Origin of the sequence: Binatus sp. (SeqCode), assembly GCF_036522015.1 — a bacterium.
Classification (GTDB): Bacteria; Desulfobacterota; Binatia; order Binatales; family Binataceae; genus Binatus.
The window spans coordinates 1-12,860 of record NZ_DATDGQ010000099.1; the positions used below are offsets into that span (position 1 = coordinate 1).

Below are 12,860 nucleotides of genomic sequence, written 5' to 3' on the forward strand. Positions count from 1 at the left end.
CCATTGCGCGGGCGTGGACATCCCGTACGGCCAGGTGTAGGCGATGGGGCCGGAAATCGTGCGCATCGGGGGCGTCGCGCCGAAGCGGCCGAACTGGCCTTGCGCCAGCGCTCGATACACGACGACGCAGGTCGCGAAGCCGGCGACGATCGCAGCCGCGGCGTTACCGATTGCGCCCGAGCCTCCACCGCCGCCGCCGCCCCAGAACATGTTGGTGAAGCGCAACTCCGGCAGTCCGAGCGCGGTCGCGACGCGGACCGAGTCGTTACGGTCGTTGGCGTAGGAGGAGATACCGTCGATGGCGGTGACCGGAATCCCGGCGTCGTCGGCGGCGCGCTGAATCGCTTCGAGTGCGAGGCGAAATTCGCTGACTGGCGCGGCGCCGCGTTTGTAGTACTGCGTCTCGCCCAAGCCGGCGATCGCGGTCTTGTCCTTGATTGTGAATTCGCTCATCGTGCGCCCGCTCTGATCGCCTTAGCGAAATGCGTGCAAGATTCCAAGCGGAATCGCGGTATATACTTGACGGGAAGTTCGATGGCGGATAGCAAAATGCACGGCGGGCCGCGGAAGTATTGCGTCGATGCGACGATGCTCGATGGCGCCGCGATCCTGATCCGCGCAATTCGTCCCGACGACCAGGAGCGTCTGCACGAGCATTTCAGGGGCCTTAGCGAGAAGTCCGTCTATTTTCGATTTATGGGGATTAGGCGCGATCTGTCGGCGCAGGATCTGAAGCGTTTAACCGAGCTCGACTTCAAGAGTCACGTCGGCCTCGTCGCAACGTTGACTGAGAACGGTCGCGAACGTTTCATCGGCGTCGGGCGTTACATCTGCGGAGCCGATCCGCATCGCGCCGAGGTCGCGTTCGCAATTCTCGACGAGTTCCACGGGCGCGGCATCGGCACTCTGCTGCTGGAACATCTGAGTCGCATCGCCGATGCGAACGGGGTCACGGAATTCGAGGCTGACGTGCTCGGCGAAAACCGCGCGATGCTCGAGGTATTCGCGCATAGCGGCTTCGCGAGCGGTCATGCGCTGGATTCGGGCGTTGTGCATCTGCATTCCTCGACAAGCAAGATGTTGAAAAAGTCTCTTTAGAAATTCCACTCAGCAGCGGAGGTCATCCGATGAGCCTGGTCGAATTCGCAGTTGATGAGAAAATCGCGATCGTAACGATCAACCGGCCCGAGGCGCGTAACGCCGTCGATCAGCCCACCGCCGCGGCACTCGCCGATGCGTTCCGCCGCTTCGACGCCGACGACGCGCTCGCGGTCGCGATACTGACGGGAACGGGCGGGACGTTTTGCGCGGGCGTGGATCTCAAAGCGGTCGCGACAAGTCGCGGCAATCGCGTGACTGAGGACGGCGACGGGCCGCTCGGATGCACGCGGATGCTGCTCAGCAAGCCGGTGATCGCCGCAGTCGAGGGCTTCGCAGTCGCCGGCGGAATCGAGCTCGCATTGTGGTGCGACCTGCGGGTGGCGGCGCGCGATGCGACCTTTGGCGTATATTGCCGGCGCTTCGGCGTACCGCTGTGCGACGGAGGCACAATACGATTGCCGCGCCTCGTCGGGATGAGCCGGGCGATGGACATGATCCTGACGGGGCGCGGGGTCTCAGGCGAAGAGGCCTTCGCGATGGGCCTCGCGAATCGCGTCGTCGAGCCGGGAGGAGCGCTCGCATCGGCACGAGAGCTGGCCAGGCAGATCGCGAGCTTCCCGCAACGATGCATGCGCGGAGATCGGATGTCAGCGTACGAGGCCTGGACGATGCCACTCGATGATGCGCTCAAGAATGAGTACCGCTACGGGATCACTACGATCGAATCGGGCGAGACGCGCGCGGGCGCGGAAAGATTTGCGTCGGGAGTGGGCAGGCATGGGAAGTTCTAAAACGTGATTTAAATGAAACCCACGGTGGGTTTCACATACGATCAAGTTTCCCGATGGCTCCCGAGGGCTCCCGAGGCCATTGTGTCGCTTCGCTGGTTCCTGTACTCTTCAGGCCAAGTCAATCGTGACTTTATGCGCGCGTCGGATTCCGTGACGCCACCCTCTCAACCCATCAGACCCACAAGTTCGGCTTTTACTTCTGAACTGGAATCCGGGGCTCTGAACCATAGGACACTGTTTGTCGTTTTCTGAATTTCCCGTATCGCCAGAGATCCATCGTTCAATCAAAGACCGCGGTCATCATACACCGACCCCGGTCCAGGCCGGAGCTATCCCGGTTGCGCTCAGCGGGCGCGACGTGGTTGCCACGGCTGAAACCGGCAGCGGCAAGACCGCGGCCTTTCTGATCCCGACTATCGACCGGCTGCATCGCAAGCACACGCGGCATATCGCCGCGATTGTGATCATGCCGACGCGCGAGCTTGCTGCGCAGGCTGCGCGCGAGTTCGATCTGATCGCGCGCCATACTCATATCCGCTGCGCCACCGTCGTTGGCGGCGAATCCGAGCGTCATCAAATCGACGCGATTCGTAAGGGCGCGCAAGTGCTGGTCGCGTGTCCCGGACGGCTCATCGACTTTATCGAACGCGGCATCGTCAAGCTCGACAAGGTTGAAGTCGTGATAATCGACGAAGCCGATCGGTTGCTCGACATGGGCTTCCTGCCGCAACTGCGGCGCATCATGCGGATGGTGCCGAAGCAGCGGCAGACCATGATGTTCTCGGCGACAATGGCGTCCGGTCCCGAAATGATCGCGCGCGAATTTCTGACCACGCCTGAGCGCGTCACTGTCGGCGGCAGTAAGGCCGCGCCGCCGTCGCAAATTCGCCAGTCGATCTACCCGGTCACACTGGAGAACAAGGGGCCGGTGCTGCTCGAGATTCTCAAGCGGCCGGAAGTGGAGAGCGCGATCGTGTTTACGCGCACCAAGAGCCGCGCGGACCGGGTCGCCAAGCTGCTGATACGCGCCAATATCAAGGCGGTGCAGATTCACGGTGACCGCTCCCAGAGCCAGCGCAACGCGGCGTTGGCAGGATTCCGCGCGCATAAGTTTCGCGTGATGGTCGCGACGGACGTGGCCGCCCGCGGACTCGACATCCCCGACGTTTCGCACGTGATTAACTTCGACCTGCCCGACGAGACCGAAGGGTATATACATCGGATCGGCCGCACGGCGCGGATGGGCAAGGCGGGCGAGGCGATCAGCCTGGTCACGCAGGAAGAACGCGTCAACCTGGCGCGGCTGGAACGCACGCTCGGCAACGCGCTCGATCGCGAGCACGTCGAGGGGTTCGAGAAAATCGAGATTCACGCGCCCAAGCCGGTGACCGTGTTCCGCTCTTCGGGCGCGCGCAATCGTTCGACGCGCAACCGCCCGCGCTCGCGCTGGGCGTAGGCGCCGCAAACTCCCGCAAATGAACCCGACCGTCGAGCCGATCGCAACCGCGATTGGCTCGGCGGATATTTCACGGGCTACCCCCGACGACATCGTTGACGTGCTCGACATTCTGGACGAGGCGGCGCGTTGGCTTGCGTCGCGCGGGATCAATCAATGGCCAACCGACGGATTTCCGCGCGATCTTGTAGCCGGTGACATCGCGCGCGGGGAGGTTTATATCGCGAGGCGCGATCGTCGCGCGGTTGGTACGTTCACGCTGCAGTGGGGTGACGAGCTGTTCTGGCCCGGTGCTATCGAGGCGGCGGGTTATATCCATCGTATCGCGGTGCGTCGCGACGCACACGGGTTGGGTATCGAGCTGATCAAGTTTGCTGAGCGCGCTACAGCCGCGACGGGTCGCAAGATTCTTCGGCTCGACTGTTTTTCGGGGAACGACGTCCTTTGCGCTTACTATGAGCGCGCGGGATTCGTCCGCCGCGCAGACATTGAGATCGAGCCAGGCGACGACGCGACAGTACCGAAATCTACCGGCCGCTTCTTCGCCCGTCAGTACGAGAAGTCCGTGCACTGAATCGAATTTCAGCGCAAGTCGAACGCCTGTTAGTTTTTTCTTTTTCGGACTCACGTGCTGAGTTAGAGTTTCAATATCAATGCGCATAAAACCTATCTCCATCCTCCTTCGCTGCGCGCTGGTCTCCACTTGCGTCGCATTTTCCATCCTCTCTTCCTGCACCACCGCCAAATTCCTGCTGCATGGCGGCGAACGCGCCAAAAAGCAGATTCGGCCAGACCAGCCGGGTCCGTACGTCTTGATCTTTGCCTTTGACGGGGCCGGCTACGACCAGTTGATGGAAGCGATTAACTCGGGCAAAGCGCCGGCAATGGCCGGGATGCTTGGCAAGTCCGAGGGGGGAGGATTGTACGAACACGCCTACTCCGTGCCCAACGCGGTGACCATTCTGCCCTCGACCACCATCGCCGCATGGTCGGCGATCTTCACCGGCGCGCCGACGGCCTGGAACGGGGTGTCGGGCAACGAATGGTTCGTGCGCGAAGAGATGAAATTCTACGCGCCGGTGCCCGTATCGGTCGAAGAGATGGACGACAACCGCGCCATGATCATCGAGGATCTGGTCGGCAAGCAGCTCAAGACCCCGACGCTATTTGAGAAGGCCGGAGTCAAATCGTCCGTCTCGTTGAATCCGATTTACCGACGCGCCGACTATTTCACCCTGGTCGATCCGGTCTCGATGGTCGCGCTGTACACGGAATTCATCGCTCGGGGCGGTGGTGAGAATTCGCCCAAGAAAAAGGATCTCTACGAGGATCTCGACGAGAAATCAGTGCCCAAGCTGCTGGATGCCATCGAGGATCATGGCATTTCAAAAATCCAGGTTGTGTACTTCCCGGGGATCGATTTGTACACCCATCTGGCCCGCGATCCGCTCAATATGGAGGTGGACTATCTCGAAAGAGTAACCGATCCGCTGGTCGCGCAAGTGCTGGCATACTACCAGAAGCTCGGCATTCTCGATCAGACCTACGTAATGATAGTCGCCGACCATGGGCATACTCCGGTGTTGCGAGACCCCAGGCATGCCTTGGGTTCCGACACCAACGACGGTCCGGACGTGGCCCTGAAGGCGGCAGGATTCCGGCCGCGGAAACTTGTGCTGAATCCCGGCCCGAACGAACAGGACTACCAGTCTGCCGTCGCGTACCAGGGCGCGATCGGTTACGTCTACCTGGCGGACCGCTCGACCTGTCCCAATCCCGGCACAACTTGCGATTGGAAGCGTCCGCCTCGCTGGCGGCAGGACGTGCTGCCGGTTGCGCAGGCATTCTACGACTCGAACAAAACCGGCAATCCAGTGCCGCAGATGAAGGATACGCTCGACTTGATCTTCGCGCGGGTTCCGACTCCGGCGGGACAACCGACGATGGAGTTCCAAATCTTCGATGGCCATCGGCTGGTGCCCATTCGGGAATACCTGGAAGCGCATCCGCGACCCGACCTGATCCAGCTGGATCGGCGGATGCAATGGCTGAGCGCGGGGCCGTACGGCAATCGCAGCGGCGATATTCTGCTGCTCACCAAGTCGGGACTAGAGCTGCCCATCCAGAAGCGTTACTACTTTTCCGGTCCGTATCACTCGTGGCACGGCAGCGCGTCGTGGCAGGACAGCCACATTCCGTTGATCGTTGCGCGGCAGAACTATCCGGCCGCCAAACTCAAAGAGATCGTCGACGAAGCCGCGGGGCCGAATCCGTCGCATCTGTCGCTGGTGCCGATCGTGCTTTCCCTGCTCGCGACCGACCTGCAGCCGCCAGCGCCCGCAGCGCCGCCGGCTAGTCCGGAAGCGGCCCCGTCAACGACGCCCGCTGCGAAATCTCAATGAAGTTGCCGTCGGGGTCGCGGATGAAAGAAATCCGCGCGACCGCGCCGAGCGATACCGGCACCGCGCCTTCCCACACGCCCATCGACATGAAGCGTCGATGCTCCGCGTCAACGTCGCGCACCTGCACCGTGACGTAGCGCATCCCGACCGCGCGCATCGACGCGATCACGTCCGCCGCGCTGGCCGACGGCGACCTCGTGGCACGGACGGCCGCGGGATCGCGCTGAAAGCTGATCACAGTCTCACCGAGCTTGAAACGGCCGGCAGCCAGCCGATCGGCCTGTAGCGCTTCGCCGTAGAAATGCTCGAAGGCGGCTTCGTCGGTGACGCCGATTTGGATTTCGATCTGATTGACTCCGCGCTGCCCCGTCGGCACCAGTTCGAGGTCATTGCCGTCGGGGTCCTGCATCGGGAGCGGCATCGGAGTTCTCGGATCGGAAATCGAAAGTTTGCGATAGCCGCCTGCGACTCGCGCCGGCAGAGGATCGCGCGAGTGGTTTATCTTTAACACCGAGCCGAGGAGTCCGTAGCGATATTGCCGCACACCACCGCCGACCGGCAGCAGTTCTTCGTAGGGCAGTCGGATGCGCTCGCCGTAAAATGCGCGCATCTCGTCGAGCCGGTTGGTGAAAATCCCCACGTCGACGAATCGCTTTGCCAGTTCCATTTTTACTGCCTCAACCAATCGACGCTTTGCTCGTACGCATACGCAATCTTCAGCGGCGTCGAGTCCTCGAAATGCCGGCCGACGATCATCAGTCCGACCGGGAGGCCATTTGATTTTGCGCACGGCACGCTGATCGCTGGATGCCCGGTGATGTCGAACGGCGCGGTGTTGGTGATCATCGAGTATGGCGCTTGAGAGTCCAGGCGATGCGCTTTCATGGGCGTCGAGGGCATCACCAGCGCGTCGTACTCGGCGAGCGCGGCGTTATATTTCGCGGTCAGCACATAGCGATAGCTCTGCACCTTCGCGTAGAACTTTCCGTGATAACGCTCGCGCATCAGGTTGCCGAACACCAGCATGAACTTGACCGTGAGCGCGAGATCGTTCGCTTTTTCAGGAAAGTGCTGTCCGAAATGCGCGGCGAGTTCGGGCATGTACGCGCCCGTATGATGGGTGCCGTGCAGGTTGGTGCGCGCGAGCATCGCCATGCCCTCGGGCACGATCGCGTAGAGCAGATCGGAGGCGTCGCGATGCGCGGGAATTGAAATCTCGGTCGCACGCGCGCCGAGTTTTCCGAGCGCAGCAATCGCGCGATTCACCGCGGCATTCACGTCGGCCTCGGCGCCCGCATGGGTAAAGCCCTCGCGCACGACGCCCAGCTTGATTCCGTCGAGCGACTTGCCGAGCGCCTCGCGATACGGCGCGGTCGTGACCTCACGCTGCCGCGGATCGAGCGGGTCCTTGCCCGCGAGCACTTCGAGCAGCAGCGCAACGTCGCTCACGCGTCGCGCCATCGGCCCGACATGATCGAGAGTCGGGTCGATGCTCATCACGCCCGTGTAAGGCACCAGACCGTAGGTCGGCTTGATCCCGACGACGCCTGACCACGACGCGGGAATTCTGATCGAGCCACCCTGGTCGGTGCCTATAGTCAGATCGATATCGTCATAGTAGAGAGCCGCCGCCGAGCCGCACGACGAACCGCCTGCGCAATACTCCGGGTTGTGCGGATTGCGCGACGGTCCATAAAAGCTGGTGCGGCCGTCGCCCGACAGTGCAAAGTCGTCCATGTTCAGTGTCGCGACGATTTCCGCGCCCGCGTCGAGCATCCGCGCAACGATCGTCGCGTCGCTGGCGGCCACGTGTCCCTTCAGCACCGACGAGCCGCCGCTCGCGGGAATTCCGGCGACGCACACGCTGTCCTTTACTCCCACGCGCTTGCCCTTGAGTGGACCGCTCGGCGCGCCCTTGACGCTGCATCGCGTGACGATCGCGTTTAGAGGATCGTCCTTGGGCGAAGGACGCACACCCGCCGTGCGATCGCGATAGCGGGTTATCGAGTCCTGTGGCGCGACGGCCAGAGCGTCGATCTGCTCGAGGATCGCCATCTGCGCCGGCATCATGCTTTCGAGCGCCGCGAGTTCTCCGGCGGTCAGCTCGATATGATTCGCGCGCGCGATTCTCTTCAATTCGACTGCGCTGGGGACCTGGAATGCCATTGTCGAGTCCTCTCTCAGGTGAAATACGGAATCAGATACCGATGAGCATCGTCCATCGTCTGCTGCGGCGGCACACCCGGTACTTCGAAAACCACTGGTGCGGTGATCCCGGCCTCGATCAAGCGTGACAGGTTCTCGCGGCATCGCGCGGGGCTGCCGGCGATCGTAAATGTGTCGAGCATCTCATCGGTCACCATATCCACCGGCACTTTTCCACGTGCGAAACTTTCGCCGAACGCGCGAATCGTATCGGCCGGCAATCCGGCCGCCGCAAAGATCGGGGTGTCCGGCTGGGGCGCCATCAGCGAGATGAAAAACGCGACGAGCGGCCGCAGGCGGTCGCGTGCGGCGCGCTCATCCTCAGAAATCGACGACAGGATGTACGCGGCGACCGGGAAGTCGCGCGCATCGCGCCTCGACTTGGCAAGGCCGCGCCGCACGTGCTCCATCGCGAATTTCACGTAGGCCGGCGACGACATCACGCTCAAGAGCAATCCGTCCGCCACCTCGCCGGTGAGCTCGCAATTCTTCGGGCCGATCACGCCGAGATGAATCGGAATCTCAGCGCGTACCGGTTTGAAGCTCAACTTGATTCGCTCGGTCTGAAACACCTTTCCTGAGAACGTGAGCTCTTCGCCGCGGAAGAAACGACGAATGATCTCGACACTCTCGCGCATCGCGACCGTTGGCTTCGTGTACGGAATTTTCAGGCGCCCTTCGATCCAGTCCTTCAGCCCCGCGCCGATACCGAGAATCGCGCGACCGTCTGAAACTTCGTCGAGCGCGGCAAATTCCATCGCGGTGAGCGCCGGATGCCGCAAGAACGGATTCACGATGCCGAGTCCAATCTTGATCTTCGAGGTTGCGCAAGCGATGGCTGATGCCACCGTAAACGCGCCCCGGTAAAAAGGATCCTCTGGTATCCAAAACGTGCCGAAGCCGAGTTCTTCCGCGCGTTTGGCGTGGGCGACGAACTCGCGGGTGTGCGGACTTTCGAAACCGACAGCGAATTCGCGAACTTTGGCCATCGCTCTATGCCTCGTTCTCGAATGCCATTCGCGGACCTTGCGTGCACCACGAAAAGTGGCAATGCCACATCTTCCAGACCGGCTTGCCCGATTCGTCCTCGCGCACGTACACCTCGGTGCTGCGGAACTTGCCGCTGCCGGGCAACGGCTGGCCGTCTGCGAGGGTGATAGTGAAAGGAGCGGTGCACGAGAGCCATCCCATGTCGCCGCGAACGCGCACGCGCAGGTCTTCATCCTCGCCGAGCGTCGCTTTCGCCTTGAACCTGGCCAGCCATTCCCACAGCGTCGCCCACTCTTCGATTCCGTCGTAGGAAAACCCGTTGAGGTTCCATCCGAAGAACTTGTCGCAGCCAACGAACGCGTCGCGCATCATTGGGATACTGCCGGTGCGATTCGCCTTCACCCATAGATTGTGCAGCCGCACGATCTCATCGATATCTTTCTGCGGGCCTTCGCCGCGAATTTTTGCCATCGCGATTCCTCCGCCGAGCGTGTTCGTTGTTCGTACGCGAGTAGCTATAGCTCAGTTCACGTCAAATGTTCACGCTTGGCGAATCGACAAGGTTCGGGCTAAGTTGGCAGCGAAACTGGAGGCGCGCGATGAACCAATTCAAAGTTGGCGATGTGAAGATAACGCGGATTATCGAAAGCGAGTCGCCGTGGCCGGGCACTTTCATCATGCCGGACGCCACCGCTGAGAACGTCAAGAAGGAAGCCGACTGGCTCTACCCCACTTTCTCCGACGAGAAGGGCAAGCTCCGCATGAGCATCCACGCGCTGGTGATCGAGTCGCAAGGCAAGCGCATCATCGTTGATACCTGCATCGGCAACGACAAGGTCCGCTCGAACCCGGTGTGGAGCAATCTGAAGCTGCCGTTTCTGAGCGACCTGGAAAAAGCGGGGCACGCGCGCGACAAGATCGACCGCGTCGTCTGCACGCATCTGCACGTGGATCACGTCGGGTGGAACACGATGCTCAAGGACGGCAAGTGGGTGCCGACGTTTCCCAACGCGCGCTACCTGATCGGCGGCACCGAATGGGATTTTTTCTCGACGTTCGATGGCAAGGACATGCGCGATCCGGTCGAGGATTCGGTGCGTCCGATCGTCGATATCGGGATGGCCGATCTGGTCGAGTCGAACTTTCGCGTCACCGACGAAGTGTGGCTCGAGCCGTCACCCGGCCACACGCCCGGGCATCACAGCGTGAGGATTTCGTCGAAGGGGCAGGAGGCCGTCATCACGGGTGACCTGATGCATCATCCGATTCAATGCAAATACCCGGAATGGGACGACGCTTTCGATTCCGACGGGGCGATGGCGAAGAAGACGCGGCGCGCATTCTGCGAGAAGTACGCCGACAGCAACGTCGTCGTTTTCGGGACGCATTTTGCGACGCCGTCGGCGGGAAAGATCTCGAAGAAAGGCGACTCGTTCACATTCACGGCGGCCAAGTAGTAGCAGGGCGATGGGCGACGTCGCGCTTTCATTCGACAACGGTCCCGACCCGGCGGTGACGCCGTTGGTGCTCGACGTACTCGCGCGGCGCGGCGTGAAGGCGTCGTTCTTTGTGCTCGGGAAGAATCTCGCGTCGCCCGATCGGATGAAGCTGACACAGCGTGCGGCGGCCGAGGGGCATCGAATCGGCAATCATTCGTTCACGCATCGGATTCCGTTAGGCGACGATCCGGCGGCGGACGCAGTCGATTCGGAAATCGCCAGGACCGAGCAGTTGATTGGCGGCCTCGCGGAAAGTCCCAAACTGTTTCGTCCGTTTGGCGGCGGCGGGAAGATCGGCCCGCATCTGCTGAGCCGCGCCGCCGTCGATCACCTGGTCGCCAATCGCTACACCTGCGTGCTGTGGAATTGCGTGCCCGAGGATTGGATCGATCAGGACGCGTGGGTCGATCGCGCGATTCTCGACGCCTCGACGCGCGAGCACACGCTGGTCGTGATGCACGACATCTTGCCGCGCGCGATGAGCCATCTCGATCGCTTCATCGGCGCGCTGGTGGACGCGGGTCATCGCATGACTAACCAGTTTCCCGCCGAATGCGTGCCAATCGAGCGCGGCGAGATCGTCCGCGACATTTCGGGATTCGTGGCTTCGCCGCGCGTGGCCGCCGGCTAGGATACTTCGCTCGAGAACCGAATCGTCTTCTTCTTCAGTCCCGCGAGCACGACGTCGACGCCGCCGCTGCGGATCATCCATTCGAGCCGATGGTCGCGATATTGGCGGGCGAAGGCGCCCGACTCCAGCATCTGCGGCAGAATGTCCATCGAACCGGCGAACTGTTGCGCGGCCTCGATCGTCTTGCGGATGCTCGGGCGTTCTTCGACGCGACTCATCCACCCGGCCAGACGCGTTCCGGCCTTTGGTGGATTGCCCCACACGACTGAGCCTCGCAGGTGCGGGTAGACACTCAAGTCGCCGTATCCGAATGACGCGCCGTTGAAGAAGTTCGCGGCGCCGAGCTCTCGCTCGAGCCATGCGTGCACGCCGGCGGTCTGCTCGGATGCTTTCGTTTCGAGTTGCTTGGCGGCGTCGCCGGTGACGCGCTTCCACGCGCGCACTTCCATCAGGCCCCAGTTGATCGCCTCGTAGTACGTGTCGCAGACGTCTTCGATCATCCGCACCCGCGCACGTTCACGCGGTGAAGACGGCAGCAACGCGGGTGCGGGCCATTTTTCTTCGATGTAGTCGAGAATGATGGTCGAGTCGAAGATCGCAAAGTCGTCGTCGACCAGCGCGGGCACTTCCAGCCGCGGGTTAGTCTTGCCGAATTGGGTTGGCGCGCCGCTGAATGCGTCTGGGACCTCGACTTCGAACGCGACGTTCTTTTCGTAAAGCGCGATTTTGACCTTCTGCACATAAGGCGAAAACGGATGCTCGAATAGTTTCAGCATGACCACCATCTACCTCGACTCGAATATGGATCAATCGCGGGTATCATTCCATGTTTGCGCGCGCCCAGTCTCGGGCCGCCCTTAATTCTGCCTCCATTCCAGCAATCCTCGCGGTCTCCCAGGTGCCGTTTGCGCGCGATGCGACTTGCGTTGTATTGAATCAATCAGGTTCCCCGCACGGATTCCGCATACAAGGAGACTCGAATGGCTGCTGGATACACCATGACTATCGACGGCAAGTCGGTGAAAGGATCGAAATCCACTGGCGTGATCAATCCTGCCACTGGAAAGATTTTCGCCGAAGTTCCCGATTGCTCGAAATCCGAACTCGATCAGGCGATGAACGCCGCGCAAAAGGCGTTCCCCGCGTGGAGCAAAGATATCAACGCTCGGCGCAAAGTCCTCCAGGATTGCGCGGCTGCGTTGCAACAGCCGCCTGAGGGATTGGCGCGCACCCTCACCCTCGAGCAGGGCAAGCCGCTCGATAAGGCAGGCCAGGAAATCATGGGCACCTCGATGTGGTGCGCATACACGGCGATGCTCGATTTGCCCGCGGAAGTATTGCAGGACACCGCGCAGGGCAAAATCGAAATCAAGCGCAAGCCGCTCGGCGTCGTCGCCGCGATCACGCCGTGGAATTACCCGCTGATGCTTGGGATGTGGAAGATTGCGCCGGCCCTGCTCGCGGGCAATACCATCGTGCTGAAGCCCTCGCCGTACACGCCGATCACGACGCTGATGCTCGGCGAGATTCTGCGCGACATCGTGCCGCCGGGAGTCCTCAACGTCATCTCCGGCGGCGACGAGCTCGGCGCGTGGATGACAACGCATCCGGTGCCGAGAAAGATTTCATTTACCGGCTCGGTCGAGACCGGCAAGCGAGTCGCTGCGGCAGCCGCGCCCGATTTGAAGCGAGTCACACTCGAGCTCGGCGGCAACGACGCTGCCATCATTCTGGCGGACGTCGATCCTGCGGCCGTCGCGCCGAAGATTTTCTGGGGTGCGTTCG

Annotated in this window: 13 protein-coding genes and 1 pseudogene; 8 read left to right on the top strand and 6 right to left on the bottom strand. The window is 61.7% G+C overall.

Features of this window, described 5'->3' with window-relative positions:
• Nucleotides 1-453 (bottom strand): annotated as a pseudogene (locus VIW95_RS04005) (acetyl-CoA acetyltransferase); the annotation flags it as partial.
• An 81-nt stretch (nt 454-534) separates the two neighbouring features.
• Here VIW95_RS04005 and VIW95_RS04010 point away from each other — a divergent pair.
• From VIW95_RS04010 to VIW95_RS04030, 5 genes are all read left to right on the top strand, one after another.
• Nucleotides 535-1,098, top strand: a complete 564-nt coding sequence (locus VIW95_RS04010; protein WP_331584126.1) for a GNAT family N-acetyltransferase — start codon at nt 535-537, stop codon at nt 1,096-1,098.
• Between the two features lie 29 nt (nt 1,099-1,127).
• Entirely contained in the window at nt 1,128-1,892 is a 765-nt protein-coding gene (locus tag VIW95_RS04015) for a crotonase/enoyl-CoA hydratase family protein (RefSeq protein WP_331584127.1), read from the top strand.
• Between the two features lie 238 nt (nt 1,893-2,130).
• Nucleotides 2,131-3,348, top strand: coding sequence for a DEAD/DEAH box helicase (locus VIW95_RS04020; protein ID WP_331584128.1), 1,218 nt, complete (start codon nt 2,131-2,133; stop codon nt 3,346-3,348).
• Between the two features lie 19 nt (nt 3,349-3,367).
• Nucleotides 3,368-3,922, top strand: coding sequence for a GNAT family N-acetyltransferase (locus VIW95_RS04025; RefSeq protein ID WP_331584129.1), 555 nt, complete (start codon nt 3,368-3,370; stop codon nt 3,920-3,922).
• A 79-nt stretch (nt 3,923-4,001) separates the two neighbouring features.
• Nucleotides 4,002-5,750 carry an alkaline phosphatase family protein gene (locus tag VIW95_RS04030; protein ID WP_331584130.1) on the top strand — a complete coding sequence of 583 codons (1,749 nt, stop codon included), beginning with the start codon at nt 4,002-4,004 and terminating at the stop codon, nt 5,748-5,750.
• On the opposite strand, the gene VIW95_RS04035 is transcribed toward VIW95_RS04030, so the two are convergent.
• From VIW95_RS04035 to VIW95_RS04050, 4 genes are read right to left on the bottom strand one after another with little or no spacing between them, the layout of a single operon-like run.
• Entirely contained in the window at nt 5,701-6,417 is a 717-nt protein-coding gene (locus VIW95_RS04035; RefSeq protein WP_331584131.1) for a VOC family protein, read from the bottom strand. The two genes, VIW95_RS04030 and VIW95_RS04035, sit on opposite strands and share 50 nt — an antisense overlap.
• 2 nt (nt 6,418-6,419) lie before the next feature.
• The gene (locus tag VIW95_RS04040) at nt 6,420-7,916 is read right to left on the bottom strand and encodes an amidase (protein WP_331584132.1); all 1,497 of its coding nucleotides are present in this window, start codon (nt 7,914-7,916) and stop codon (nt 6,420-6,422) included.
• Nucleotides 7,917-7,930: 14 nt separating this feature from the next.
• Complete coding sequence (locus VIW95_RS04045; RefSeq protein ID WP_331584133.1) at nt 7,931-8,944, bottom strand: LLM class flavin-dependent oxidoreductase; 1,014 nt, start codon at nt 8,942-8,944, stop codon at nt 7,931-7,933.
• A gap of 4 nt (nt 8,945-8,948) precedes the next feature.
• Nucleotides 8,949-9,416 (bottom strand): YybH family protein, encoded by a 468-nt coding sequence (locus VIW95_RS04050; RefSeq protein ID WP_331584134.1) that lies wholly within the window; start codon nt 9,414-9,416, stop codon nt 8,949-8,951.
• 128 nt (nt 9,417-9,544) lie between these two features.
• Here VIW95_RS04050 and VIW95_RS04055 point away from each other — a divergent pair, with 128 nt between their 5' ends.
• A complete protein-coding gene (locus VIW95_RS04055; protein ID WP_331584135.1) occupies nt 9,545-10,402 on the top strand; it encodes an MBL fold metallo-hydrolase in 858 nt (285 codons plus the stop codon).
• A gap of 10 nt (nt 10,403-10,412) precedes the next feature.
• Nucleotides 10,413-11,075 (top strand): polysaccharide deacetylase family protein, encoded by a 663-nt coding sequence (locus VIW95_RS04060; protein WP_331584136.1) that lies wholly within the window; start codon nt 10,413-10,415, stop codon nt 11,073-11,075.
• Here the strand turns inward: VIW95_RS04060 and VIW95_RS04065 are convergent.
• The gene (locus VIW95_RS04065) at nt 11,072-11,851 is read right to left on the bottom strand and encodes a glutathione S-transferase family protein (RefSeq protein WP_331584137.1); all 780 of its coding nucleotides are present in this window, start codon (nt 11,849-11,851) and stop codon (nt 11,072-11,074) included. The genes VIW95_RS04060 and VIW95_RS04065 overlap by 4 nt on opposite strands.
• Before the next feature lie 204 nt (nt 11,852-12,055).
• On the opposite strand from VIW95_RS04065, the gene VIW95_RS04070 reads away from it, so the two are divergent.
• Nucleotides 12,056-12,860 (top strand): aldehyde dehydrogenase family protein (locus VIW95_RS04070; RefSeq protein ID WP_331584138.1); only part of this gene is annotated, 805 nt, incomplete at its 3' end.